Here is a 24794-nt window from a genome sequence, read left to right as displayed (position 1 = left end):
TGTTGCGTAGCTTTTGCCCATGACCAGACCTGCCTCTTTCAAGTACTTCAAAACCAGTCCCGAGATCATCCGCCTTGCGGTGATGCTGTACATCCGTTTCCCATTGTCGCTTCGGAATGTCGAAGATCTGCTACACGAACGCGGGATCGACGTTAGCCACGAAACCGTCCGATATTGGTGGAACAGGTTCGGGCCGATGTTTGCTGCTGAGATCAGACGGAAGCGTGTTCAGCAGCTGCGCGCGTTCTCCAAATGGAAGTGGCACGTGGACGAGGTTTTTGTGAAGGTGAACGGCAAACGTCACTACCTCTGGCGCGCCGTCGATCATGAAGGCGAGGTGCTCGAAGCCGTCGTCACCAAACGTCGAAACAAGCTGGCAGCATTGAAATTCCTCAAGAAATTGATGAAACGACACGGTACAGCGGATACAGTTGTAACGGATCGCTTCGCGTCATACAGGGCCGCGCTCAGAGAACTGGGAGCCACTGAAAAACAACAGACGGGCAGGTGGCTTAATAATCGGGTTGAGAACTCTCACCTGCCGTTCCGACGAAGAGAACGCGCCATGCAGCGTTTCAGGCGCATGCGAAGTTTACAGAAATTCGCCGCCGTCCACTCCTCCGTTTACAACCACTTCAACCAGGAAAGATCGCTGACCAGCCGAGACATCTTCAAGCTGACCCGCGCTGTCGCTCTTAGCGAGTGGCGTCAACTTTGTTCCGGATAGGTTCGCGGTTTCTGCGGCATACTGAGACTGGTTAGAATTCGTCTGACAGCACCCTGATAACGATGGTGACGCAGTCTTCGAGCGCTGGCGTTGCGACAGCATTGGCTGCGTTAAGCGCTGGTGCTGTGAACTTCCCTCAAGCGGCGGCACTCGTCATTGGAATGGACGTGGGGACAACTTTCACCGCTGTTCTAGCCACCTTTGGTGGAGGCACGATGGCTCGTCGAACCGGTCTTGCTCACGTGATCTACAACGTGATGACAGGAGTAATGGCATGTTTTTTGCTGGAGCCATTTACTTCGGTCTTTATAAGCGGGGCGGGGGCAGGAAATTCTCTGACTGCGCTTGTCGCGTTCCATAGTTTCTTCAACGCCATAGGCGTGGCGCTGATATTGCCCTTCGCCAAACCCTTTGCCAGATTTGTCGAGGCGCTCGTACCCGACCGAGGTGCTGAGTTAACGAGACCTCTGGATCCGCTTGTCCTTGGGACGCCGGAAATAGCTGTGGATGCAGCAAAAGCTGCAGTCGAACAAATTGTAAGGGCCGAAGTAGCGCACCTTCGGTTATGTATGGGGGCATCTCAGCCAAACGGAATCAACTTTGGGCAGGACAACATTGAGACTGCTATATCCGAAGCGCGCTTGTATCTAGATAAGATAGAATTGTCCAGCAGGTTCGACGTAGAGTTATCCAGCATCAAGGGTATGTACCATATCCTCGATCATCTTGATCGGTTGCTTTACCGGTGTAGCCAAGATGATCGGATAAACGAGTTGCCGAAAGACCCGCGCTTGAAACGGCTTGCTTTAGTGGCGATTGCAGCGACTGATGGCTATTTGGAAATCGACAATCCAGCGCAGTGTGAAATCACGCTGAATCGCGTTCGCCGTTTTCTGCGACGACAGAGGAGACTTCGCAGAGACTTGCTCATCTCCGACGCTGCGACTGACAGTCTGCCGGACGACGTGGTCTGGGCTCGCTTGGATGCCCTCAGATGGTTACATCGCGTGTCTTATCACCTCTGGCGAATTCGTTGGCATTTGAACGCATTGGAAGGAGTGCCGTCTGGGCGCAAGGGTGGTGAGGTCAATGACGAAGTGGCGTAGTTGGAGGCCTGCCTGGAGTAGATTAGGCGCGTGCTCAAACGCTATTCGACTGAAACGCCAATGTTCGTGCTGGTGCGGACAACATGAGCAAGGCCAAACACGTTCCTTAGCTATACTGTTTAATGGGATCTTCTTTTGTGGCAGCGATTTGGAGGAGAATATGCAGGTTTATCGAGGGATTTTACTGGCACTGTTGTTCACGGGGCCTGCACTAGCGCAGGAGGTCAGCGTCAGTGAGGGAAGTGATTTGTACCGGACGTATTGCTGGCAATGTCACGGTTTCGAAGCGACCGGAGACGGACCAATGGCCGAAATGCTGGCTATTCGAACACCCGACCTAACCAAATTGGCGGGCGAAAACGACGGTGTGTTTCCGACAGTTCGCATAGCTGAACAGATTGATGGTCGTTCACAATTGCTCGCCCATGGCGGCGAAATGCCAATCTTTGGCGCGGTGTTTGAGACAGACCAACAAATCGCAGTGGCTCTACCTAATGGGCAACCTATGATGGTCGGCCTGCCGTTGGCGAATTTGCTCGCCTTCCTTGAGTCGATCCAGTCTGAATAGTCACCGACCAATCTGCTAGTCCGTGTCAGCCGTGCGTTTGATTGACATGAGAGTCAGTGGCGGCCCCAACACCTCGAAGACCACAGTACTGGCTAGAGTAAAGGCCATGATCGACGCGGCCCAATGCGGAAATTGTTCTCCAGCTACAAGGGCCATACCTACCGCGACACCAGCCTGTGGCAACAAAGCGGGACCGAACCAGCGGGTCTGACGGCGAGGCAGGCCGCCCAGTTTTGCTCCGCAATAACCCCCGACAAGGCGGGCGACGGCGCGCAAGAATAGGAAAAGAGCACCAGCCCAGCCCATCAAACCGAAGGCTTCAATTTCCAACGTGGCGCCAGCCAGTAGGAAGAACAAAATCATGAACGGCCACTGAATATGTTCGATCTCGTGAAAAGCACGATCATGATGGCGGGCAAGATTCCCGATCACTGCGCCCGCAACCATGCCTGCGACCAAGAATGAAACCTCCAGCCAAAGCGCGAGGCCCGCTGTAAGAAAGACTATTCCCACTGCTTCTGCCTGCATTGGCTCTCCCGGTTTCAAGCGGCCAGTCAGGTAAGCGGATGGCACGCCTAGTGCGGAACCCAACAAAATAGCCCCTCCGAAATCCCAAATCGCCGTGGTCGTGACTGTGGCCCAACCATCCGAATGACCGGCCAGAACTAAGGCGATGCTGAAAACTAACAGACCCCAAGCGTCATCAATTGCGACGACGCCCTTTAATGTCTCGGTGAAGCTGTTGGACACCCCAGATTGATTGATCACGTCTGTCATTGCGGCCGGAGCTGTAGCCGTAGCAATTGCCGCCAGCACCAACGCCAACCCGAAGGGTACGCCAATTGCGGTCAGTCCGGCAGACACAATAACAAGGGTTGCCACCACGATTGAAACCGAAATCGTCAGAATGGCTCGGCCATGCCGAACCAGGTTCTCGCGGGTCAAAGATCCTCCAAGAAGAAACGCGACCATCGTCAAGGCCACAATGGATATCTCGTCGAACCACATTGCAACGTCGAGTGGGATCAACCCCATTCCGGCGTTCCCGGCGATCAGACCGAGGAAAAGTAAGGTTGTAACACGAGGGAGATGCGTGGCCCGGCCAAGTTGGTCGGCCGCCAATCCGGCAAGAAAGAGGACACCAAGGGTAATCAGAAAGCCGGCAATGTGCATAGAAAACCAAGCGTTAAGTTCTTGTCTAAACGACTCTAACTCCAACCCTGCCTTCTAGGAACCGATGTTGGAAAGAATGCGAGTGTCCCGTCGCAGCCTATGCCAAGGGACTTAAAAATAAGGGATATTGATCTGTATTAAGGCGAAAGCGCGCCGCAGGTGGCACAATAGCTCATTCAGTAGATGAGGAGGAGTTTTCGATGTCGACAAAGAAATCCAACACAAATAACCCGACCTCACTTTTGGATGTTTTCAAGCAAATGCAGCCGCCCATGTCTGGCAATCCGGCCTTCGGTGCCCAGATCGAACAATTTTGGGACGCGCAAGAAAAATTGCTCGAAGAAACAGAGGCCTTTGCGCAGCATTGGTTCGAACGGCGTCATGAGGCGGTCCGGACGGCTCTACAAGCTGCACGCAATGTGTCTTCCGCGAACCCGTCCGATCCATCGAAAGCTCTTCAGAGCATTGCGGAATGGCAGCGCCATTCGGCTGAGCGGTTGGTTGCTGACGCGCAGGAATGGTTCGAAACCGTGTCCCGTTGTGCATCTTATGTCGCTGAAACCGAAGCTGAAGCTGTTGAGAAAACAGTTGATGATGTTGTAGCCGCTACAAAGAGCGCGGGGAAATCTTCAAAGTCTGAGCCTGTGTAGGTTTCCTGCTGCCGAGGAACCAAATTGAAATCATCGGAGCAGTAGATAGGAGGTCAAATGTACAAGAATATCCTGATCCCGGTTGCTCTGGACCAAGAACACGACACACAAGCGTCGTTTGAGGCCGCGCGCCAATTGGCTGATGCGGACGCTGTATTCACCGTGATGCACGTCCAAGAGCCAATTCCGGCTTACGTAGGGTCTCAGATCCCCAGCGAAGTACTTGCCAATACGCGGCATGAAATCCTGGAAAACCTGCAGCAGACTGCCTCTGAATTTCCAGGCTCGAAGGCTCGGCTCATCTCTGGGCACGCGGGCAGGGCCATTGTCGACTTCGCAAATGTGAGCGACACGGATTGCATCGTCTTGGCTTCGCACAAGCCTGGTTTCGAGGATTTATTTTTAGGTTCCACTGCGAACAAAGTTGTGCATCACGCCAAGTGTTCGGTTCACGTAACTCGCTGAGCCAATGCTAGCGATGCGAGATCTTTAGGGGGTCTTGTCAGAAGAATTTTACTGGGTCTCGTCAGATTAACTTTGCTTGAGCGGGGCAGGGTGGTTGCGTAGCTTTTGCCCATGACCAGGCCTGCCTCTTTCAAGTACTTCAAAACCAGTCCCGAGATCATCCGCCTTGCGGTGATGCTGTACATCCGTTTCCCATTGTCGCTTCGGAATGTCGAAGATCTGCTACACGAACGCGGGATCGACGTTAGCCACGAAACCGTCCGATATTGGTGGAACAGGTTCGGGCCGATGTTTGCTGCTGAGATCAGACGGAAGCGTGTTCAGCAGCTGCGCGCGTTCTCCAAATGGAAGTGGCACGTGGACGAGGTCTTTGTGAAGGTGAATGGTAAGAGGCACTACCTCTGGCGGGCCATAGACCATGAGGGTGAAGTGCTGGAAGCAGTCGTCACCAAACGCCGAAACAAAGCTGCAGCACTGAAATTCCTCAAGAAATTGATGAAGCGGCACGGTTGCGCCGAAGAGATCGTCACAGATCGCTTCGCTTCCTACAAGGCTGCGCTCAGAGAAATGGGCGCGCTCGAAAAACAACAGACGGGCAGGTGGCTCAACAACCGCGTAGAGAGTTCGCATCTTCCGTTTCGACGGCGTGAACGCGCCATGCAACGTTTCCGGCGCATGCGAAGTTTGCAGAAATTCGCCTCCGTCCATTCCTCTGTCCACAACCACTTCAACCAGGAAAGATCGCTAACCAGCCGAGACACCTTCAAGCTGACGCGCACCGCCGCTCTTACCGAGTGGCGTCAGCTTTGTTCCGGATAGGTTCGCGGTTTCTGCGGCAAACTGAGACTGGTTAGAATTCGTCTGACAGCACCAATTTGAACGCGTTGTCCGGCGCCGGTACCGCCAAAACGACGACATCTGCCGTGATCAAATGATCCGCAAGTGAAGTCTCGGGCAACGTGACGCAAATTTGGCATGCCAAAGCCGAACGTGGACCGAACACCCCAAAACAGAAGATTAAAACGATTGTTAAAACCCGAGAAAAGGTCAGGGGGGTTCGTTTCCAAAATCGGTTGTGCATATGATGAGCCCCAGCAAGCATAGCTCTATTCCTCGACCACGCGACGCAACCCGTCCAAATCGAGCAAGACGGTGCGACCATATTCCAAGCGTATCAGGCCTTCGGTCGCCATTTCTCCTAAATACACCGAGATCTTTGACAGGGCGATATTCGACAGGTCCGCAAGTTCCTGCTGGCTGGCTACAACGGTGTCTGTCGGTTCGGCACCCTGCAAAGCGCCACGCCATCCGCCCAATCGCAAAAGCGCGGCCGTGATGCGTTTGCGTGTGTTTCGTTGCGCAAGGTCATTGGCCGCTGACATGGCCAGCAGCTGATTCATCGAGGCAAGGCGGGCAAATGCCTCCCACAGATCAGGGCGTTCGTTGGCCAGTGGCCGAAACCGGGAATAGGCGATCCTGACCAATCTGACACCGCCTGCGGCCTTCATTTCCACCAGGCCGTCAACGCCAAGCAACAACTCTGATTCACCGAACCAGGCACCGGGGTGGTGGATATGGCCCAAGACCGGCTCTATTTCGGTCAGGGCGAGGCGAACCTGAACCTTTCCCGAGACGGTGCCATAGAGAAAGCTTTGCGGCCCACCAATAGCGTAAATCGTTTCCTTGTCCTTGTACGTGACGATTTCCGAAATCTGTTTGAGCTGTTCCAGACTGTCTTCCGAAACACCTTTGAGCCAGGCGGAGGAGAAAATGGGAAAAAGCTGAACCTCGGATTTCTTCATCTCAATTACCCCATATGGGAAAGTATTTGGCAAACCGTTCTGTTAGCTTTGCCCAATAACGTTCACGTTACAATAGCGTAATTACCTGATAATAAACAATATTATGGGGGCATTGGAGATGTATTCCGCTCAGGGTTCTCGTGGACTTCTATTCTCGACTTCTGCGGTCACTTGCGTTGTTGTGACTTGCATTGCAGGTATATTAGCACATTCGGCAGTGGCGCAGGATGCGCCCAATGTTGCGCCAGATCGGGCTGAATATTCCCCATATCCGGATCAGAGTTTTCCCAATCAGGTCTTTTTCGGCGACACGCATCTGCACACGTCTTACTCGTGGGATGCCGGATTGGTCTTTAACAAACTGTCCCCCGCGGATGCTTATAAATTTGCCAAAGGCGAAACGGTGGTTGCGTCCACGGGCATCCCGGCCAGATTGCAGAGACCACTGGACTGGCTGGTGGTATCCGATCATTCCGACGGGCTTGGCATCGCCCCGCTGCTGACACGCGCTGATCCGACATTGTTGGAAGATCCACTGGGCGCAGAACTATACGAACTGGTCAACCAGAAAACGATCGAAAGCACACAAGCTGCTTATAACCTGTGGCTGGGCCGCGCCTATGAAGGTACGAACCATCTGGCGTCGGATCAGAATGTCCCCAAGGTTCCGTGGGAAGAGATCATCGATGCCGCTGAAGAGGCCAATGTGCCGGGCAGCTTTACCGCCTTTATCGGATATGAGTGGAGTTCGGCCCCGGACGGCAACAACTTGCACCGTGTCGTCGTTTATCGGGATGGCAAGGAAGAGGCGAATACCCGTATTCCTCTGTCCAATGAGCTTAGCAATGATCCCGAGGCGCTGTGGGATTGGATGGAGGACTACCAGTCCGAAACCGGCGGCCAGCTTCTGGCCATCCCACATAATGGGAACCTGTCCAACGGGCTGATGTTTGATGACAAACGGTTCTCGGGGGAACCTTTGTCCGCAGAATATGCCGAGCGGCGGCAACGTCTGGAGCCTCTGTACGAGGTGACCCAGATGAAAGGGGACGGGGAAACCCACCCGGCCTTGTCACCGGATGACGCATTCGCGGACTTTGAGACATGGGACAAAGGCAGTTTCGGAACCGAGGTCAAAACACCCGAAATGCTTCCGCGCGAATATGCGCGCTCGGCCTATCGTCTGGGTCTGCAACATGAGGCCGCACTTGGCGCTAACCCGTTCAAGTTTGGGATGATTGGATCGACGGACGCTCATACGTCCTTGTCCACATCCCGCGAAGAGAACTTCTTTGGCAAGATCACAGCCCTTGAGCCTTCGGCCCACGAGATGCGCTTCAATGAAGCTATTACTGGCCGGCTCGGCGACGAGGCCAACCAGATCAAGGCATGGGAGACATCGGCCTCGGGGTTGGCAGCCGTTTGGGCGCGCGAAAACACCCGCGAGGCCATCTTTGACGCCATGATGCGACGCGAGGTTTTTGCGACGACCGGGACGCGCATGAGAGTTCGTGTCTTTGCAGGATATGACTTTGAAGAGACGGACCTGCCACGCTCGGATTTCGACACTTACGGCTATGAGAACGGAGTACCGATGGGCGCGAGTCTGGCCGTTTCGGGCGATGGTCGCGCACCGCGTTTCATGGTGAGAGCCTTACGAGACCCCGACGGGGCCAATCTCGATCGGGTCCAGATCGTTAAGGGCTGGATGAATGCTGACGGCACCACTACCGAACGGGTCGTCGACATCGCGTGTGGCGGGCGTGAGCTGATAGATGGGGCGTGCGATGGTCCGGTCGGTGATACGGTCGATCAGAAAACGGCCACCTGGACCAACGATATCGGTCAGGCCATTCTGGCCGGTTTCTGGGAAGACCCCGATTTCGACCCGACGCAGTCGGCTTTCTACTACGTTCGCGTGCTTGAAATTCCGTCCCCGCGCTGGACAACCTTCGACGCCAAGTTCTTTGGCACCGAACTGCCCGACGGCGCTCCGGTTTCAATCCAGGAACGGGCCTATACATCCCCCATCTGGTACACGCCATCTTGAGGATTTAACCATGCATCTAAAAGCGCTTACGGTATCCATCATTGCTTTGTACTCAACGGCCTTCGCTCAGGACGCACCACCGCCGAATCCGGGCGAGCGTGAGTACTCACCTTACCCCCAACAGGATTTCCCTAATCAGGTCCTTTTTGGTGATACCCACCTGCACACATCCTATTCGCCGGATGCCGGAATGATCGGCAACAACCTTGGCCCTGCCGAAGCGTTTCGGTTCGCTAAGGGCGAAGAGGTTGAGTCTTAGATGGGTGTTACCGTGCGCCTCATTCGTCCGTTAGACTGGCTGGTGATCTCGGATCACGCCGAAGGGCTTGGCGTCGCGCCCATGCTCAAGCGGGACGACCCCGCAGTATTGGATACCGAATTCGGTCAAACGTTGCATGGTTATGTCAAGGATGGTTCAGCCGAGGCGGCTGGAGAAGCGTGGAACCTGTGGGCCGGCTCCCGGTTTGAAGGTAAGAACCCATACTCGAACAACCCCGATTTCTCGCGTGGTCCGTGGGAAGAAACAATTGACGCAGCGGAATCCGCAAACGAACCGGGTTTGTTCTCGGCGATTATTGGGTTCGAATGGTCTTCAACTCCAAATGGAAACAACATGCACCGCGTGGTGGTTTACCGCGACGGCAAGGACGTCGCGAACGCCCGTGTTCCGCTTTCGTCGGATGCAGGCGTAAACCCCGAAGACCTTTGGGATTGGATGGAGGCGCTTGAGGAAGAAACGGGTGGGCGCGTGCTTGCCATTCCGCACAACGGCAACCTGTCAAACGGGCTGATGTTCGACGACACCCGGTATGGCTCGGATGAAAAAATTGATCAGGCCTTTGCCGAGCGTCGCGCGCGATGGGAACCGATCTACGAGGTCACCCAGATGAAAGGGGACGGTGAAGCGCATCCGATGCTGTCACCGGACGACGAATTCGCGGATTTCGAAACATGGGACACGGCCAATTTTGGCTCCGATGCGAAAACACCGGATATGTTGCCGAACGAATACGCTCGACCAGCATTGCGAAGGGGTCTGGTTTACGAAGCTGAATTGGGTGCAAACCCTTTCAAATTCGGCATGATCGGATCTACAGACGCGCATACCTCGCTGCCCACAACGCGTGAAGAAAGTTTCTTTGGAAAGGTTGCGCAGCTTGAACCCACTGCTGACCCCGTTCGGTTCGAAGAAACCATCGCCGGAAGACTGGGTGCGCCTGAAAATGCGATCCATGCGTGGCAAACATCAGCGTCCGGTCTGGCGGCAGTTTGGGCGCGCGAGAATACGCGCGAGGCAATCTTTGACGCGATGATGCGGCGCGAGGTTTATGCGACCTCGGGCACGCGGCTTCGTGTGCGTGTGTTTGCCGGGTATGAATTTGAAGCATCCGACCTCCCTCGGTCGGACTTCGCGGCGCATGGCTACGCCAATGGCGTACCTATGGGGGGTGATCTGGGAAAGAGTGAAGGCCGTGCGCCGCGATTCCTAATTCGGGCATTGCGTGATCCCGATGGGGCCAACCTGGACCGGGTGCAGGTCATCAAGGGCTGGTTGAATGCGGATGGCTCCACCAGCGAGAAGGTCTACGACATTTCCTGCGGCGGGCGCGAGGTGATTGACGCGGCCTGCGATGGGGTGGTCGGCAATACCGTCAACGCGCAAGAGGCCACATATACAAACGATATCGGTCAGGCGATATTAGGCGGCTATTGGGAAGACCCGGATTTCGATCCTGATCAGAGCGCGTTCTATTACGTGCGGGTTCTGGAAATCCCGACCCCGCGCTGGACGACCTATGACCGCAAGTTCTTTGGTGTCGAACTGCCTGAAGGCGCGCCTGAGACTATTCAGGAACGGGCCTATACCTCACCCATTTGGTACACGCCCTGATCCTAAAACTCGAAAAAAGCGCGGCAAACGCGTGAAGTGATTTGAACGAGGTGACAAATGAAGATGTTTTTGCGTGACAAGCGCCCGATGATGGGCGCGGCCGTCATTGCTGCCCTTACTTTTCTGACGGTAAAACCAGCAATTGCGGTTGAAGGAGGGTTGGGCGCCTATTTTCTGGGAACCAGAGATACGTTTGCGGGTTTTGTCCCCGAGCCGGGAACTTACACAAGCCTGACATTCGACCATCTTGATGGCAGCGTGGACGGCGTTTCGCTTGCAGGGCTTCCGATTGCAGCGGACGCAGACCTTGAACTTAATCTCTGGCGACTGGGTGTTACTCAGGTGTTCGACGCCGAAATTTTTGGCGGAACACCTGCCTTTAACTTAACTGTTCCTTTTCCCATCGCAGAGCTGACCTTCACTGCAATCCGCCCCCCTTTGGAGGGTGCGAACATTGACGACACGCTCTCCAGCTTCGGGGACATCAGCCTGACAGGTTTGATGGGGTGGCACCGCGGTAATCTACATTACAGCACGGGGCTGACCGTTTATGCGCCAACTGGCGAGTATAATACGGCATCCGTCAATCTGCAGGAGCGCACAGTTCACGTATTGAATGCGGGCAAGAATTTCTGGTCTTTTCAGCCCTTTTTTGCCGCGACGTGGTTCGTTCCGGAACGTGGTTTTGAGGTTTCAGGCGCGGCCAGCCTTTTGTTCAGCGAAGAAAACGATGCGACCGACTATCAGACGGCTCCCGCGTTTCAATTAGAAGGTGCGGTGGTGCAGCGCTTCCGCTCGGGCTGGGGCGTTGGCCTAGCTGGCTATACCTACCATCAGCTTGAAGATGACAGCGGCGCGGGTGCTGAGCTTACCCGGATCGCCCTGGGGGCAAGTAGCCTGCGGGCTCAGGTCAGCGGTATCGGGCCGCTTGTTACCTATGATGGCGGAACGCTGTTGGGCGCCGAAGCTTCCCTCAAACTTAAATACACACATGAGTTTGCGGCAAAGCGGCGGTTCGAAAGCAATATCCTGACGGCCGTGGTTTCATTAGCGTTCTGACCTGCGGGATTTTCAACATGAAGCTGACACTGTCATGGGTGATTGCAGGAGTTCTGGTCCCTTGCGTTATCCACGCACAGGAGACATCTGAGTCTTTGCAATCTGCAGCCAACGATCCGACGGCGTCGATCATGTCGTTTCAGCTGCAAGGGTTTCATTCGTTCAATCTGCACAACTCGCCAGAGGACAGCAGTCTGGTACAGTTCCGCGCCGCGATCCCGTTTACGTTGGGATCAACCAACCACATTGCACGGCTTACACTGCCATATGTGACGGACAGCGCCACTGGGCAGTCGGGGCTGAGCGACACCACCCTGTTTGACCTCATAACCTTTGATCGGCGCTGGGGTCGTTTCGGAGTGGGTGCCGTGGCTCTGTTGCCCGCCGGTGAGGATGGATTGAGCGCGGAAAAATGGGCTCTGGGACCAGCGGCAGGATTTGCGAAACAGGAAAAATGGGGGCTCTGGGGATTTTTCAACCAGAACCTTTTCACCGTCGCCGGAGATGACGACCGGCCAGATGTCAACCTGTCCACAATCCAGCCCGTGTTCAATTACAACCTTGGCAATGGCTGGTCCGCCGGAACATCCGAGATGGTGTTCGTTTATGATTGGGAAGCCGGCGAATTCAGCAGCCTGCCGCTGGGGGTCAAAGTGTCCAGGCTCGTCAAAGGCGGAGGTCTGCCCTGGCAGTGGTCCTTGTCCTACGAACACAACTTTGACGATGACACGATCTCGGCCGCCGACACGGTGAGCTTTACGTTGAAACTGCTGATGCCCAAGGGCGTCTGAAGAGATGGGTAATGATCTGATGAATGTGAGCTGGCAAACAACGAACCCTCCATCTGGGGCTCTGCCGTCGATACGCAAGCAAAGCCTGATCCGGCGGATTGTGACGGAACCTTTTGTCCATTTTGCGCTTCTCAGCCTTGCGATCTTTGGCTGGTTCAAACTTGCGCAACCGGGCGAGTGGTCTGCGGGTTCGGATCCACGGGTCATCATCATTGATCAGCGGCAGATCGATGTTCTGGCCGGCCAGTTCGAAGACACCTGGCGGCGCCCTCCGACAGCTGAAGAGCTGGCCAATATGAAAGAGGATTGGCTTAACCGCGAGGTTCTGTACCGCGAGGCGCTGGCGCTGGGGCTGGATGGCAATGATGAGATCATCCGCAACCGGATGGTGCAGAAGATGAACTTTCTTCTGACCTCCGAGGCAGGCGCGGCCCGCCCCGAGGATGAGGTGCTGCAGACCTACCTGACGGACAATGCCGAGACGTTCACGACTCCCCCGCGCATTGCGGCCAGCCTTGTTTACCTGGGTCAAAATCCCAGCGGCACGTTTGTCGACCAGACGCGAGCACGTTTGGCTACGGGGGAAGATCACCGCCAATTGGGTCAGACATCATTACTTCCGGCAGGGTTTGAACTGAGCGCTCGTACTTCGGTTGATAGCAACTTTGGAACGGGCTTTTTTGATCAACTGCAGCTCTTGCCATTGGGGGAGTGGAGCGGACCTGTTCAATCGTCTTTCGGGCTTCACATGGTTCGGATCGACAACAGATGGGATGCCGTCTTACCGCCTTTTGGCGCGATCCGGGATCGCGTTTTGGCAGATTGGCGCGAGAAGCAAGCCGAGCGTGCGACGGAACTGTTCATAGACAATCTGCGATCCACCTATGTGATCGAAGACCTTGGGACAACGGGCATGCCCGCGGGTGAGTCATGAGGCATCTTCTGCCCGTGATCGCGCTGCTGGTTGGGCTTTTGGTGCCCGCCTTTAGCCATGCCCACGCGCTGGAGCCGGGGTATCTGGAAATCTCGCAGGAGACCGATAGCGACTGGTACGTGTTCTGGCGCAAGCCCGATGTTCGGGGCGCTCCAATGGATATCGACGTTGTGCTTCCGGAGGTCTGTACCGCGCCCACCTTTGATGCACCAGTCTTTGACGGTCGCGCCTGGACTCAGATCTGGCGCATGACCTGCACCGAAGACCTGCGTGGCAACGCGATACGGATCGACAAGCTTGAAGCGCAACGCACGGACGTTTTGCTGCGGGTGGGATATCTGGACACGGTGAACATGGCGACCTTCCGGCTGACGCCGGATGCTCCCGCTGTGACGCTGCCCGCGCAACAGGGGCTTCTCCAGACGCTATGGCAATATGGCGTGTTGGGGTTTGAACATATCCTCGAAGGCTGGGATCACCTGCTGTTTGTCTTTGCCCTGTTGGTACTGATCCGCAACCTGCGCCAGCTGATCTGGGCGGTGACTGCCTTCACCGTCGCGCATTCGATCACGTTAGGTCTGGCCACTTTCGGCGTGCTGAACGTCCCGGGCCCGCCGGTTGAGGCCGTGATTGCCCTGTCGATTGTCTTTCTGGCGACCGAAGTTCTGCGCTCTGACGACAAACCCAAGACATTGGCCAGCCGGTTCCCTTGGGTGATTTCCTTTGGGTTCGGCCTGCTGCACGGCCTGGGCTTTGCCGGAGCGCTGGCCGAGATCGGCCTACCCGATCAAGACATCCCCGCGGCCTTGTTGGCCTTCAACCTTGGGGTCGAGGCCGGGCAACTGGCTTTCATCTTTGCCGTGCTAGGTGTGTTCCTGACACTGAAAAAGACACTGGAGGTTGTCTGGGGCTGGTCAATGGCACATGGGCCGTCGCGCCAGATGCTTGGATATCCCATCGGATGCATTGCAGCGTTTTGGCTGGCCGAACGGCTCGCCGGATTTTGAACAAAAGAAGGAAGGAGAAGGGACAATGATCAAAACATGTGGAGGGGTGATGTTGCTTGCTGCATTCATGCTTGCAGGCTGCGATATCGCAGATCCGGACTGCACGCCGGAAAAGGCGGCCAAAAGACAAGTCCAGCAAGCGACGATTGGTGTCAGCACCAACAGATGCACACCGGCTGAGACTGCACGCGATACTGCAGGTATCGACGGATAAGGAATTCGGATGCCCCAAAACACTGAGCGCAATTTGAGTGGTGGCGAAGTGACACCCGATATCGTCCTGATGTAACGGTTGTCACTGCCTCAGGTTTTGAAATTCCGGATCGGTTCCCCGTTCAAACCTCGTAGATCGGGGGACCGTCAGAAACTGGTTTTGAGACGCCCGGATGGATCGGAGGCCACATGCGCTGGAAAGGACGACGTACAAGCAAAAACATCGACGACCGACGCCATGGATCCCGTGGCGTATCTCGTGCCGGTATGGGTGGCGCCGGATTGGTTGTGGTCCTCGTGATCGGCCTGCTTTTTGGCGTTGATATCACACCGTTTCTAAGTGGTGGGGGGCAGGTTGCGCCTCCGCAGGCAAATGCGCCGGTTCAGATTGACGATGAAACAGAGGAGTTTGTGGCCGTCGTCCTTGCAGATACCGAAGTGGTCTGGGGTGAGATATTCAGAGACTCGGGCATTCAATACACACCACCGGTGCTGGTCCTGTTTGCAGGCAGAACCCAATCGGCTTGCGGGCGGGCTATGTCCGCGACCGGTCCATTTTATTGTCCGATCGACCAGCGCGTCTATCTCGATACATCCTTCTTTCAGGTGATGGAACAGCGCCTCGGCGCGCGTGGTGACTTTGCCAAAGCCTATGTCATTGCACACGAAGTGGCCCATCACGTTCAGCATAGCCTGGGACTGTTGGAGCAGGTGAACCGCGCCAAAAGTCAGGCCAGCCAGGCCGATGCCAATGCCTTGTCCGTGCGCGTGGAACTTCAGGCCGATTGCTACTCCGGCGTCTGGGCACGGGCCATGGATCAACGGTTTGGGGTGCTGGAACCTGGCGACATTGAAGAAGCACTCAATACAGCCGCAGCGATCGGGGATGACGCACTGCAACGCGCGCAACGGGGCGTGGTCGTCCCGGACAGTTTTACCCACGGCACCAGCGCACAACGGCAAAACTGGTTTTACCGTGGCTACAAGTCCGGAAACCCCAACAGCTGCGATACCTTCGCAGCAAGACAACTCTGACCTTGAAGGAAAACGAATGAAATTCAGACTGATAGCAGCCGTCAGGACGACTATTGAGCCAGTTCTGGGATATACTTCAGCGCTCTCTATTTCCGCTGTCCTGCAATGGCGATCGTCCACCGTGCCCGATCTGGTCGACTCGTTTGGGCCTGCGTGCAAGAATGGGCAAGGCCATTCTTGCCGAAGCCTCTTTTGGTTGCCTGAGTTTGTTTGAAGATAATGTGGATGCAACAGACGCATTTGTTTTCCGTCCGTGAGTTTTTAGCCCTGATGCGCAAAGGATATGACACATAGCCGTTTTCTGATTTTGCCCGCGATCCTGATGATCTTCGCAGTGCTTGCTCCCATGTCGTCGCAGGCACAAGAGCGTTCGGGACCAGTGCCTGTTGCCGCCGCGCTGTGCCCGCCGTTTGTGATTGGTGAGGCAGACAAGCTGGATGGTCTGGCCATCTTCCTGTGGGATCGGGTGGCCCGGGAACTTGCGCTGGACTACGACATCACACTGATGAACTTCGGAGACATGATCGACAGCGTTGCTACGGGGCAATCGGCCGTTGGGATTTCCTGCCTGTCGATCACCTCCGAGCGCGAAGAACGGGTGGATTTCTCGCATTCGTTTTTCGAGACCCACAAGGCCATCGGGGTCAAGAAAGCCAGCTACCTCAGCTCTATTCGGCAATTCCTGCTAAGCCCACGCATTCTGACCGCGATCATCATCGTGCTGGGTGCAGCCGCGCTGGTGGGTGGGGTGTTCTATCTGCTCGAACATAAAATAAACGCAAAGCTCTATGCGATGAAAACGCGCGGTGGCAAGGTGATGGAGGCGCTGGTCATCGGCCTGTTGTTCGTGACGCGCGGTCCCATTCGGTACTACGAGTTCAAAACACCAACGGCGCGCATTCTGTCCGCCGTATTAGCAGTGGGCAGCACGATTATGGTTGCCAGCATCACAGCCATACTGGCCAGTGCCTTTACCTTGGAGCAAATCCGATCTGAAATACGCTCGCCTGACGATCTGGCAAATGTGCGGGTTGCGACGCTGGCGGATTCAACGTCGGCGGAATATCTGCAACGGTCAGGCATCGCCGCGCGCAGCTTTGCTACTTTGTCAGAAGTGGTGACCAGCCTGGATGCGGACCAGGTCGATGCGGTTGTTATGGATGCACCCGCCCTGAAATATGAAATCCTGCGTGGCAGAGAGCAGGGGCGTTTCCAGGATGTTGAAGTGCTGCCTTATGAGTTCGAAGAACAGAATTACGCCTTCGCCCTGCAGGATGAGAGCGAATATGTCGAGGTTCTCAATCGCGCTTTGCTTTCTGTGCGAAAAAGCCCGGCGTGGGACACCGAACTGCTGCGGTACATCGGGAAGTGAGCCCGTCCATCTCCATCGATCAAGCTTGGCAAAAACTGACAAAAAAGAGAGACGATGCCGTAGAAACTACTATGGGTCTTGCTGGAACATTCTGAGTTGGACCGAAACGCTGGATACATTCTATGTAAATCTTACGGAGGTGAGCGAAGGCCCGGTCGCGCTCTATGTGTTGGGCGAAATATCCGGTCCCGCAAAGGACAACCTAATATCACGTGACTGGATCGTGGAAGAGACAGGTCTTATCACTCCGGACGCCTTCCCGCTGAGATGATCACAGAAATTGCGAATTGAACGTACCAAGAGCGACCTTGCGCTATTCAAACAAAGAGCCCTGGATATGGTCCCCACCGCTCATCTGATTATGCAGGTACTCGTTCCAGTAAGGCGTCCAGGACACCAACGCTTTTCCGGTTCCTTCAAACAACCGCAGCCGGGTTTGACCAGAAATCAGGTTCCGGGGAAACCTCGCCGATCGCACGGACCGAAACTTCAACCCCGAGGTGCGGCCTAAAACAAGGCGGCCCTGCACTTTGAGCTCTCCGTCGGTCACAGAAATCTCTTCGACCGGGCCCGGCGCGTTGATGGCTACTTTGCCGGCACCGCGCAGTGTTGTTTTCCACGCGAACAGTCCGTCACCGGCCCACCAGCTTGCCAGCATCGGGTCGCGGTGCAGGCCAAGCTTTACCGATCCTTCGCTTGCCCAGTATTCGCCGGGCTCCAGTATCCATTTCTCGTTTGGCTGAACGTCGAACACGTGAAACCCGGCAAGCGATGGCTGTAAATGGATTGTCCCGGTCCCGCTGTAATATGGCCTGATCCGGGATTCACGAGCGAAGATATTGCGAAAGATATCACCCACCCCGGGCAGTCTGGGCGTAAAGGAGATGTCACCGCGAAAGTTCGACAACGCGCCCCGGGCGGCCTGAACCGTTTCCTCATCCAGATGCATACGCAACTGGCGCATCCCCTCAACATTTGTAACGTCGAATCTGGCCATTTCAGAACCTCTCGCCCGGGGGTTCATCCCAGACCATCAGGCGACTCCAGAGAAGCCTGAAGGGTTCGGGTTGCAACGCCGCGCCACCGCGCAAGGGTCGATCAAGGGTTACAATAACGAAGAGGATCACACCCAGAAAAACCGCCGTGATGCTGCCCAGAACAAGGTGCTGACGGATCCTGATCCGAAACATGGTCATCAACAGAATGCTGATTACGGCACCTACCAGAACAGCCTGCCATAGCACGTCTGGAATTGCCGTTCCAACTCCGGCCAATCTCAACTGCCGTGCGTCGGAAAAGTCCTGAAAGGATGACACAACTTCGGTGTGCACGATTTGCTCGGCCCCGGTCTGGGGAGAATACTCGGCCAGCTTGCGGCGAATAGCCTCTGCGCGATTGTAACCGCCGTTTAGAATCTGGCCTTCTTGGTGGGCAGGCCACTCAGTGTGGATGGTGTAGAGCACATAATCCCGCATGATCAGCTTTACTTCGCTGCGGTAGGGTTCAGCGTAGACGTTGAGCTGCGCGTAAAGCGATCCCAGCGAAGTCGCCTCAAGCAGAATGCTTTCTTTGACACGTTCAGAATTCTGGTAGGCTGCAACCGTCAGAAGGCCCAGCAAAAGGCCATAAAACAAGCTGAACCCGGACGTCACATAGTTAATTGATGAATTGAAATCCGGGCCCGTTCCCAGAAGAATACGAAGAATGGGTTTGACAACAAACAGCCCGATCACGACCGCAGCCAGAGCGATCAGAACAAACCATATAGCCAAGCTTTGGGTCGGGATGTCATAAATGAAATCAGGCATATCCCTGCCACTTGTAAATACCCTTGAAATAATACGATTGGTTCGAACGATGACAAAACGGTTATTCGGCGTTTTCCTGAGTTTTTCCCTATTTTTTCCTGGATTTTTGACCGCTCAGGACGTCAAAGTTTTTAGTATAGGATCAGGGAATGTATCCGGAAATTATTTTCCCGTTGCGCGTGCAATCTGCGACGCATTCAACAGCCGGGACGACTCGTTGCGAAGATGCAGCCCAGAGCCTACACCGGGTAGCGTATACAACTTGAAAATGATGCAATCCGGTGAGCTGGAATTTGCGATCGCACAGTCCGACTGGCAGCAGGCGGCTTTTCAGGGCACGACCCTTTTCGCGAAAGATGGAGCAATGGACGATCTGCGCGTCGTCACCCCTCTGTTCAAAGAGGCGGTGACGATCCTGGCCGCGCCTAACTCAGGTATCCGAACAATTCGTGATCTACGCGGCAAAGCTGTGGATCTAGGGCGTTCTGCGTCCGGCAGAAACGCATCCATCCGAAGTTTCTTTGACCAAACGGGCTTCGGGCTGGATTGGTTCGGTTCCACATACGAATTGGAACCGTCCAATGCACTGCAAGAGCTTTGCGAAGGGCGCATTGATGCGAGTATCTTTGTGCTGGGGCATCCCAATCAACTGATCCAACAGGCATTAGACAGATGTGAGGCGACAATAGTATCGGTCACGGGCCCCAGCGTTTCAGAATTCCTGAGCCAAAATCCGGTATATCAAATCGCTACAATTAACATGGAACCATATGGGCAGCCGGGTCGAGAAATACCCACGATATCCGTCGTCGCCGCTCTTGTGGCACGCGATGGGGTTGAAGCCAGCCTTGTTGCGGATCTTGCGGATGCGATCGAAGATGCGCATGAGAAGCTGACCGCTGACCTGCCCGTATTGGACGCGGGCATTTTGAAAAATCCCAAGGTTCTGAACATGCCTGTACCTGATCATCCGGGGATTTCTTTGGTTCAGAACTAAGCTGTTGGATTCGCGGTATTTAAGATCTGGCACCCGATACTGCGGCGGAAACACTCAACAAGCATGAGGCACGTTAATCCTAATGATTAAATCGAGATGTTCCGGATCCCCGACGATTGCGATCATGGCGGTTATCTGCGCGTTTCCTGTGCCAAGCGCGAATGCTGGCAATGATGATGAAAAACTGGTGTTCGAGATTGCCACCGATCGAGTGCCATGCGTCGGAGTTGCGCCCATGCAGTGTTTGGTGATCAATGGCGAATTCTTCTATGACAGCATAGTCGGGTACAGACATTTCGACGGACAGGCCGCGAAAATTTGCGTGTTGCGCACAAAACGGCCCGCGCCAATACCTGCCGATCTTGGTGCGTTCTTATTCACACGTGTGCCCTGCGAAGATTGAACGACCGAGCCAGTTTTGAGGGTTTTAGTTGAGCATGATCGGCGCTTAGCCAACTCCCATCCCCTATTACTTGATTCCGCCATATCGACCAGCCGGAGTACCATTCGCTACAGGCGCAACCCCAAGGCACACTTACAATCTTCCGGCAATTGAACTTCTAACAATCACCTTCATTATGGCTCTAAGGCGTATACCAGATCGGTGAGGTGTAAGCGCGCTCTTGTGTAACAAGAGGCACATCTTCCGGCATTTTGATGTTGAACCGGACCGCGTCATACGCCGTCCAGCGTGGCGTTGGAATTTCGATGACGCGGGCATAATAGAAAGCGGAGAGCTTGGGATCGAAGTCTGGATCCTGCCAGACCGTTCCAAGTTCTGGCGAGCCTATGGTGTTTGTCCATGATGGGACGCTCAGATCGACCGTGTTACCGACCTTAGGCAGCTTACCCTCGCCGTTGGGTTCGCGGTCATCAGACCAAGCAACGTCATGGACGATTTCCTGCTGCTCACCGTTCGCGTCGAGCCAGCCTTTGATGATCTGAATGCGGTCGAGGTTCGCGCCCATTGGGTCCCGAAGCGCGTAGACAAGGAAGGACGGAGACCCGTTCCCCGGACGCAGGTCAGAACCCATTGGAACACCTTTGGAGTAACCGATCTGAGCAAGGTTACGACGATGTGCATCGCTTTCGTCAAAGTCCCACCCTCCAAAGAGACGTACGCGCATACGCGGGCCCGTTGTAGCGTAGGTCTCTCGGCGGTGCATACCGTCCCAGATGGCCTTTCGGCTGTTTTCAGTTGCCCAAACAGCTGTCAGACCGGATGCTTGAAACATTGAACCGAAAACAGCTGGTGACCCGTCCGGGAATCTCGCACCCACACCCTCGAAGCGTTCAGCCGAAGGCTCTTCCGCAGGAAATTTGCCGAAGAAATTCTCTTCTTCGTAAGCAGTCAGACCTGTGTGGGTATCTGTTGCTCCAACCAACCCGTACTTGAAAGGATTCGTTCCGAGTTGGGCTTCAAGCAGCAATCCACGCTTCAAACCGGAGCGGGTGTAGTCGCCCGGCAGCATGTCTGTTGTTTTACGCTCCGTGGCGTCGCCCGTTCCAAAATCCCATGTTTCAAAATCTGCAAATTCGTCTTCTGGAGACAGTGCGGGATGTGTCTCACCGTCGCCTTTGAACTGCGTCGTTTCGTAGATACGCTCCCATTTCTGGCGCGTTTCGGCGTAGGCCTGATCCAAAGGTTCGCCATCTGCGAAGTCATTTCTCAAAGGGAACATCCATCCATTCGAGATGTTCCCGTTATGAGGGATGGCAAGCACACGACCGCCGGTTTCGCTTTCATAATTTTCAAGCCATTTCCATAGATCCCGAGGATCGTTCGAGCCGATGGGTGGAGTTGTTGTGTACGGCACGATCTGCAGCGTTCTTTCCGGCCCATCCCGAAAAATCACATTGCGGTGCAGCGTCCGACCCGCCTCAAAGGATGTCCATTCGTAAGCCGCAAATGTCGTGAATACACCGGGGTCATAGAACTCTTCTGATGCTTCGACGATTCCTTGCCATACATCGGCAAATGCCGGGTTGCCCGGCTGATAATTCAGCGCGTCAGACAGCTGACCAGAACCAAATGTTCGCGTCATTACCCGAGCTGTATCGACTCGCACCCGCGGATCGGGCGAGTTGAAACCCTCATGGAACATTCGTCCCTGCTCGTCAGCAAGGACATGCGGCGCCCCGTTGATGACATCGGCGATAGCGCCCATGGCATCCGAATGATCAGTGACCATGTAAAAATCCAGAGGCCGCGAGAGTTGCACCGGTTGACCTGTATTTGATGTCACCTGCTCGCCTCGTGCAAAGCGGTAGGAGTCACGCGGCATCAACCGAGTGCCCGCACCACCCGCGTCACCTGAAAGCGCGGTATGAACATGTGTATCTCCAAAATACACATTGGTTGGAAACCCTCGGTTCGCATAGGGCGAATAGGAAGGCCCCTTAAGGACGCCTTCAGCATTTTCAGGAATGAAGCTATCTTGGGCTGAAACAGCGGTTGCCAACACGATTGCCGATAAGGAAAGAAAGAAGGTTTTCATTTTAAATTCCTTAGCTTGGTGTGTACCAGATCGGAGAGGTGTACGCTCTTTCTTGTATGTCGAGCGGTGTACCTTCAGGAATATCGACACCAAAGATCACGCTGTCATAGGTTGTCCAACGTGGGGTCGGTATCTCGATAGCGCGCACGTAATAGAAAGCAGAATGTACTGGATCGAAGTCGGGGTCTTCCCAATAGGCGGAGAGGATTGCCTGACCGATATCATTGGTCCAGGTCGCGCTTTCAGAATCCACTGTGTTGCCAACCTCGCCGTCGCAACGACTGCCCAACAACGCGCGTCCACCGCAGGCGACATCAAAAACCTGTTCATTCGTTGTACCGTCGGCGTTCAGCCATCCTTTGACAACCTGCACCCGGTCGAGGTTGGCTCCATCTGGATCCCGGAGCGCTCGAATGAGCAGCCGTGGTGCACGGCCATTGCCACTGACCAATTCACCACCCATTGGGACGCCATTCAAATAGCCATGCGCCGCAAAGTCTGACCGGGGCAGGTCAGATTCTTCAAAATCGTATCCGGCGAAGACGCGCACCCGGATACGCGAGCCGGTCGTCGCATAAACCTCGCGCCGTTTGAGCGCATCCCAAATGCCTTCCCGCGTGTTTTCCGTAGCCCAGACGGCAGCCATGCCGGAGGCAGACGCCTGCGAACTGACAATGTCATCGCTGGGGTCTTCAGGGGTAAGCATTCCCACAATGGGCTCGGCAAAGCGGATAGGGTCGTTGCTTGGCTCAAACGCGGACACCTTGCCGAAATAGTTGTTCTCCTGTGCTGTGGATAGGCCCGTATGGCTGTCAGTTGAACCGATGATCCCAAACTTGAACGGGTTCACACCAAGCTGCGCTTCGTAGGCCATTCCACGTTTGAATGTCTCTCGCGCATATTCTCGTGGCAGCATTTCCGGGGTTTTTCTTTCAGGGCCGAAACTTCCTGTGTCCCATTTCTCGTATTCGGCAAAGGCATCATCAGGCGAAAGCATGGGATGAGTCTCGCCGTCTCCCTTCATCTGAGTGACCTCGTAGATGGGCTCCCATCTTTGGCGACGTTCCGCGTAGTCTGCAGTCAACGGCTCTCCAGACAGTGTGACATCATCGAACATCAGGCCGTTGGAGAGGTTCCCGTTGTGTGGAATTGCAAGCAGTTTGCCACCAGTCGCATCCTCGTAGGCTTGCATCCAGTCCCAGAGGTCTTCCGGATCAACCGTGTCAAACGAGGACAGCGGAACGATCTGGTCGGCCTTGTCCTTGCCGTCGCGGAAGATGACATTGCGGTGCAGGTTGTTGCCACCCGGCGCGGATGTCCATTCAAACCCTATCATGGCCGTAAACAAGCCTGGCTGATTGTGCAATTCTGCGGCAGACGTGGCCATACCCCAATAGCTTTCGGCCAAGCCCGTACCGGCCATAGGATCGGGCGCACCCGGCGTCGCGACCGGCTCGAACCACTTCACATAGGCAGCCCGCGTAGAGTCTTGGGTTTTTGGCGCGTAGACATCCACCATGTCGCGCCCCCAATCGTTCTTGAGCATGATCGGGTCATTCGTTTCGAGCGCCACTGGCAGGCCAAGGTTTTCCGCGTGGTCAGTCACAACGAGCCAGTCCAACGGACGTTTCAGCCGCGCTGGAACGCCCAGCGAGGAAATGACCTTTTCTCCTTTGGCAAAACGGAAAGCATCGTCAGGCGTCAGCGAAGCAAGCGCCAGACCAGCATCAGCCGAGAGCGCTGTGTGAAGGTGTGTGTCGCCAAAGTAAACTTGGTCCGGAAACTCATCTTCTGTGTAAGGTGAATACGTCGCGCTTTCAGGAGGTAGGGCAAGAAACGGTGTTTCTTGAGATATCGCGGAGGGTCTTGTCAGATTAACTTTGCTTGAGCGGGGCAGGGCGGTTGCGTAGCTTTTCTCCATGACCAGACCTGCCTCTTTCAAGTACTTTAAAACCAGTCCCGAGATCATCCGCCTTGCGGTGATGCTGTACATCCGTTTCCCGCTCTCGCTTCGGAATGTCGAAGATTTGTTGCACGAGCGAGGCATCGACGTGAGCCACGAAACTGTCCGATATTGGTGGAACAGGTTCGGGCCGGTGTTTGCTGCTGAGATTAGACAGAAGCGTGTTCAGCAGCTGCGCGCGTTCTCTAGATGGAAATGGCACGCGGATGAGGTTTTTGTGAAGGTGAATGGCAAACGCCACTATCTCTGGCGTGCTGTCGATCACGAAGGTGAAGTGCTTGAGGCCGTCGTCACGAAGCGTCGAAACAAGGCTGCAGCACTGAAATTCCTCAAGAAATTAATGAAGCGCCATGGTTGCGCCGATGAGATCGTGACGGATCGTTTTGCATCCTACAGGGCTGCCCTCAGAGAACTAGGATCGCTCGAAAAACAAAGGACGGGCAGGTGGCTCAACAACCGCGTTGAGAACTCGCACCTGCCGTTTCGACGACGCGAACGCGCGATGCAGCGTTTCAGGCGCATGCGAAGTTTACAGAAATTCGCCGCTGTCCATTCCTCCGTATACAACCATTTCAACCAGGAGCGATCGCTCACCAGCCGAGACACCTTCAAGCTGACACGCACCGCCGCTCTCGCCGAGTGGCGTCAACTTTGTTCCGCATAGGTTCGCGGTTTCTGTGGGAAA

The 24794-nt window shown here is 55.1% G+C and carries 24 protein-coding genes and 1 pseudogene; 19 read left to right on the top strand and 6 right to left on the bottom strand.

All coding sequences use genetic code 11. From position 1 onward, the window contains the following. Positions 1-19: 19 nt before the first annotated feature. The 3 genes from ACR0ER_RS21890 (at position 20) to ACR0ER_RS21880 (ending at position 2401) form a co-directional block, all read left to right on the top strand. Complete coding sequence (locus ACR0ER_RS21890; protein WP_480770749.1) at positions 20-727, top strand: IS6 family transposase; 708 nt, start codon at positions 20-22, stop codon at positions 725-727. Positions 728-789: 62 nt separating this feature from the next. Continuing rightward, on the top strand, positions 790-1833 hold the full coding sequence (locus ACR0ER_RS21885; protein ID WP_480770748.1) for a Na/Pi symporter: 1044 nt from the start codon (positions 790-792) through the stop codon (positions 1831-1833). 160 nt (positions 1834-1993) lie between these two features. Then, positions 1994-2401: a c-type cytochrome gene (locus tag ACR0ER_RS21880; RefSeq protein WP_480770747.1), complete on the top strand. Its 408-nt coding sequence runs from the start codon at positions 1994-1996 to the stop codon at positions 2399-2401. 15 nt (positions 2402-2416) lie between these two features. Here the strand turns inward: ACR0ER_RS21880 and ACR0ER_RS21875 are convergent, their stop codons facing one another. After that, positions 2417-3574 carry a cation:proton antiporter gene (locus ACR0ER_RS21875; RefSeq protein ID WP_480770746.1) on the bottom strand — a complete coding sequence of 386 codons (1158 nt, stop codon included), beginning with the start codon at positions 3572-3574 and terminating at the stop codon, positions 2417-2419. Positions 3575-3774: 200 nt separating this feature from the next. On the opposite strand from ACR0ER_RS21875, the gene ACR0ER_RS21870 reads away from it, so the two are divergent. The 3 genes from ACR0ER_RS21870 (at position 3775) to ACR0ER_RS21860 (ending at position 5508) form a co-directional block, all read left to right on the top strand. Next, positions 3775-4224, top strand: a complete 450-nt coding sequence (locus ACR0ER_RS21870; RefSeq protein ID WP_480770745.1) for a phasin family protein — start codon at positions 3775-3777, stop codon at positions 4222-4224. 57 nt (positions 4225-4281) lie between these two features. After that, the gene (locus ACR0ER_RS21865) at positions 4282-4689 is read left to right on the top strand and encodes a universal stress protein (protein WP_480770744.1); all 408 of its coding nucleotides are present in this window, start codon (positions 4282-4284) and stop codon (positions 4687-4689) included. 111 nt (positions 4690-4800) lie between these two features. Continuing rightward, positions 4801-5508, top strand: coding sequence for an IS6 family transposase (locus ACR0ER_RS21860; RefSeq protein ID WP_480770743.1), 708 nt, complete (start codon positions 4801-4803; stop codon positions 5506-5508). Positions 5509-5795: 287 nt separating this feature from the next. Here ACR0ER_RS21860 and ACR0ER_RS21855 read toward each other — a convergent pair whose 3' ends face one another. Beyond that, positions 5796-6491 (bottom strand): Crp/Fnr family transcriptional regulator, encoded by a 696-nt coding sequence (locus tag ACR0ER_RS21855; protein ID WP_170337265.1) that lies wholly within the window; start codon positions 6489-6491, stop codon positions 5796-5798. A 217-nt stretch (positions 6492-6708) separates the two neighbouring features. On the opposite strand from ACR0ER_RS21855, the gene ACR0ER_RS21850 reads away from it, so the two are divergent. The 10 genes and pseudogenes from ACR0ER_RS21850 to ACR0ER_RS21805 all read left to right on the top strand — a co-directional run bounded on the left by ACR0ER_RS21850 (position 6709) and on the right by ACR0ER_RS21805 (position 16843). Beyond that, positions 6709-8541, top strand: a complete 1833-nt coding sequence (locus tag ACR0ER_RS21850) for a DUF3604 domain-containing protein (protein WP_480770742.1) — start codon at positions 6709-6711, stop codon at positions 8539-8541. 10 nt (positions 8542-8551) lie between these two features. Next, positions 8552-10432 (top strand): annotated as a pseudogene (locus ACR0ER_RS21845) (DUF3604 domain-containing protein). A gap of 57 nt (positions 10433-10489) precedes the next feature. Next, positions 10490-11491, top strand: a complete 1002-nt coding sequence (locus tag ACR0ER_RS21840; RefSeq protein WP_170337256.1) for a SphA family protein — start codon at positions 10490-10492, stop codon at positions 11489-11491. Between the two features lie 17 nt (positions 11492-11508). Next, on the top strand, positions 11509-12282 hold the full coding sequence (locus ACR0ER_RS21835; RefSeq protein WP_480770741.1) for a hypothetical protein: 774 nt from the start codon (positions 11509-11511) through the stop codon (positions 12280-12282). 25 nt (positions 12283-12307) lie between these two features. Further along, on the top strand, positions 12308-13216 hold the full coding sequence (locus ACR0ER_RS21830) for a peptidylprolyl isomerase (RefSeq protein WP_170337249.1): 909 nt from the start codon (positions 12308-12310) through the stop codon (positions 13214-13216). Continuing rightward, positions 13213-14223 carry a HupE/UreJ family protein gene (locus ACR0ER_RS21825; RefSeq protein WP_480770740.1) on the top strand — a complete coding sequence of 337 codons (1011 nt, stop codon included), beginning with the start codon at positions 13213-13215 and terminating at the stop codon, positions 14221-14223. Before ACR0ER_RS21830 ends, ACR0ER_RS21825 begins: the two co-directional genes overlap by 4 nt. Positions 14224-14248: 25 nt before the next feature. Further along, positions 14249-14437: a hypothetical protein gene (locus ACR0ER_RS21820; protein WP_480770739.1), complete on the top strand. Its 189-nt coding sequence runs from the start codon at positions 14249-14251 to the stop codon at positions 14435-14437. 188 nt (positions 14438-14625) lie between these two features. Further along, a complete protein-coding gene (ypfJ, locus tag ACR0ER_RS21815) occupies positions 14626-15471 on the top strand; it encodes a KPN_02809 family neutral zinc metallopeptidase (RefSeq protein WP_480770738.1) in 846 nt (281 codons plus the stop codon). A 53-nt stretch (positions 15472-15524) separates the two neighbouring features. Next, the gene (locus ACR0ER_RS21810; RefSeq protein WP_480770737.1) at positions 15525-15728 is read left to right on the top strand and encodes a hypothetical protein; all 204 of its coding nucleotides are present in this window, start codon (positions 15525-15527) and stop codon (positions 15726-15728) included. Between the two features lie 26 nt (positions 15729-15754). Then, the gene (locus tag ACR0ER_RS21805; protein ID WP_480770736.1) at positions 15755-16843 is read left to right on the top strand and encodes a transporter substrate-binding domain-containing protein; all 1089 of its coding nucleotides are present in this window, start codon (positions 15755-15757) and stop codon (positions 16841-16843) included. 313 nt (positions 16844-17156) lie between these two features. Here the strand turns inward: ACR0ER_RS21805 and ACR0ER_RS21800 are convergent, their stop codons facing one another. Then, complete coding sequence (locus ACR0ER_RS21800) at positions 17157-17840, bottom strand: AIM24 family protein (protein WP_170337341.1); 684 nt, start codon at positions 17838-17840, stop codon at positions 17157-17159. Position 17841: 1 nt separating this feature from the next. Next, the gene (locus ACR0ER_RS21795) at positions 17842-18651 is read right to left on the bottom strand and encodes a bestrophin-like domain (RefSeq protein ID WP_170337340.1); all 810 of its coding nucleotides are present in this window, start codon (positions 18649-18651) and stop codon (positions 17842-17844) included. Here ACR0ER_RS21795 and ACR0ER_RS21790 point away from each other — a divergent pair. Together ACR0ER_RS21790 and ACR0ER_RS21785 are read left to right on the top strand one after the other, a co-directional pair. Further along, positions 18638-19648 carry a TAXI family TRAP transporter solute-binding subunit gene (locus tag ACR0ER_RS21790; RefSeq protein WP_170337339.1) on the top strand — a complete coding sequence of 337 codons (1011 nt, stop codon included), beginning with the start codon at positions 18638-18640 and terminating at the stop codon, positions 19646-19648. The two genes, ACR0ER_RS21795 and ACR0ER_RS21790, sit on opposite strands and share 14 nt — an antisense overlap. A gap of 82 nt (positions 19649-19730) precedes the next feature. Continuing rightward, a complete protein-coding gene (locus tag ACR0ER_RS21785; protein WP_480770735.1) occupies positions 19731-20051 on the top strand; it encodes a DUF4377 domain-containing protein in 321 nt (106 codons plus the stop codon). A gap of 181 nt (positions 20052-20232) precedes the next feature. Here ACR0ER_RS21785 and ACR0ER_RS21780 read toward each other — a convergent pair whose 3' ends face one another. Together ACR0ER_RS21780 and ACR0ER_RS21775 are read right to left on the bottom strand one after the other, a co-directional pair. After that, the gene (locus ACR0ER_RS21780; protein ID WP_480770734.1) at positions 20233-22236 is read right to left on the bottom strand and encodes a DUF3604 domain-containing protein; all 2004 of its coding nucleotides are present in this window, start codon (positions 22234-22236) and stop codon (positions 20233-20235) included. Further along, positions 22157-24067 (bottom strand): DUF3604 domain-containing protein, encoded by a 1911-nt coding sequence (locus ACR0ER_RS21775; RefSeq protein WP_480770733.1) that lies wholly within the window; start codon positions 24065-24067, stop codon positions 22157-22159. The genes ACR0ER_RS21780 and ACR0ER_RS21775 overlap by 80 nt, the downstream gene beginning before the upstream one ends. Between ACR0ER_RS21775 and ACR0ER_RS21770 the strand changes: the two genes are divergently transcribed. Beyond that, positions 24066-24773, top strand: coding sequence for an IS6 family transposase (locus ACR0ER_RS21770; protein WP_480770732.1), 708 nt, complete (start codon positions 24066-24068; stop codon positions 24771-24773). The two genes, ACR0ER_RS21775 and ACR0ER_RS21770, sit on opposite strands and share 2 nt — an antisense overlap. Positions 24774-24794 lie beyond the last annotated feature (21 nt).

The sequence above is a fragment of the Ruegeria sp. CH8 genome, assembly GCF_056536985.1.
The sequence above is the reverse complement of the archived record's forward strand: the minus strand, read 5'-3'. Positions and strand labels throughout refer to the sequence as shown.

Coding starts and splice junctions, on each gene's coding strand:
- ACR0ER_RS21890 (WP_480770749.1), top strand. CDS start 20: ATGACCAGACCTGCCTCTTTCAAGTACTTCAAAACCAGTCCCGAGATC.
- ACR0ER_RS21885 (WP_480770748.1), top strand. CDS start 790: ATGGTGACGCAGTCTTCGAGCGCTGGCGTTGCGACAGCATTGGCTGCG.
- ACR0ER_RS21880 (WP_480770747.1), top strand. CDS start 1,994: ATGCAGGTTTATCGAGGGATTTTACTGGCACTGTTGTTCACGGGGCCT.
- ACR0ER_RS21875 (WP_480770746.1), bottom strand. CDS start 3,574: ATGCACATTGCCGGCTTTCTGATTACCCTTGGTGTCCTCTTTCTTGCC.
- ACR0ER_RS21870 (WP_480770745.1), top strand. CDS start 3,775: ATGTCGACAAAGAAATCCAACACAAATAACCCGACCTCACTTTTGGAT.
- ACR0ER_RS21865 (WP_480770744.1), top strand. CDS start 4,282: ATGTACAAGAATATCCTGATCCCGGTTGCTCTGGACCAAGAACACGAC.
- ACR0ER_RS21860 (WP_480770743.1), top strand. CDS start 4,801: ATGACCAGGCCTGCCTCTTTCAAGTACTTCAAAACCAGTCCCGAGATC.
- ACR0ER_RS21855 (WP_170337265.1), bottom strand. CDS start 6,491: ATGAAGAAATCCGAGGTTCAGCTTTTTCCCATTTTCTCCTCCGCCTGG.
- ACR0ER_RS21840 (WP_170337256.1), top strand. CDS start 10,490: ATGAAGATGTTTTTGCGTGACAAGCGCCCGATGATGGGCGCGGCCGTC.
- ACR0ER_RS21835 (WP_480770741.1), top strand. CDS start 11,509: ATGAAGCTGACACTGTCATGGGTGATTGCAGGAGTTCTGGTCCCTTGC.
- ACR0ER_RS21825 (WP_480770740.1), top strand. CDS start 13,213: ATGAGGCATCTTCTGCCCGTGATCGCGCTGCTGGTTGGGCTTTTGGTG.
- ACR0ER_RS21820 (WP_480770739.1), top strand. CDS start 14,249: ATGATCAAAACATGTGGAGGGGTGATGTTGCTTGCTGCATTCATGCTT.
- ypfJ (WP_480770738.1), top strand. CDS start 14,626: ATGCGCTGGAAAGGACGACGTACAAGCAAAAACATCGACGACCGACGC.
- ACR0ER_RS21805 (WP_480770736.1), top strand. CDS start 15,755: ATGACACATAGCCGTTTTCTGATTTTGCCCGCGATCCTGATGATCTTC.
- ACR0ER_RS21800 (WP_170337341.1), bottom strand. CDS start 17,840: ATGGCCAGATTCGACGTTACAAATGTTGAGGGGATGCGCCAGTTGCGT.
- ACR0ER_RS21790 (WP_170337339.1), top strand. CDS start 18,638: ATGAAATCAGGCATATCCCTGCCACTTGTAAATACCCTTGAAATAATA.
- ACR0ER_RS21795 (WP_170337340.1), bottom strand. CDS start 18,651: ATGCCTGATTTCATTTATGACATCCCGACCCAAAGCTTGGCTATATGG.
- ACR0ER_RS21785 (WP_480770735.1), top strand. CDS start 19,731: ATGATTAAATCGAGATGTTCCGGATCCCCGACGATTGCGATCATGGCG.
- ACR0ER_RS21770 (WP_480770732.1), top strand. CDS start 24,066: ATGACCAGACCTGCCTCTTTCAAGTACTTTAAAACCAGTCCCGAGATC.
- ACR0ER_RS21775 (WP_480770733.1), bottom strand. CDS start 24,067: ATGGAGAAAAGCTACGCAACCGCCCTGCCCCGCTCAAGCAAAGTTAAT.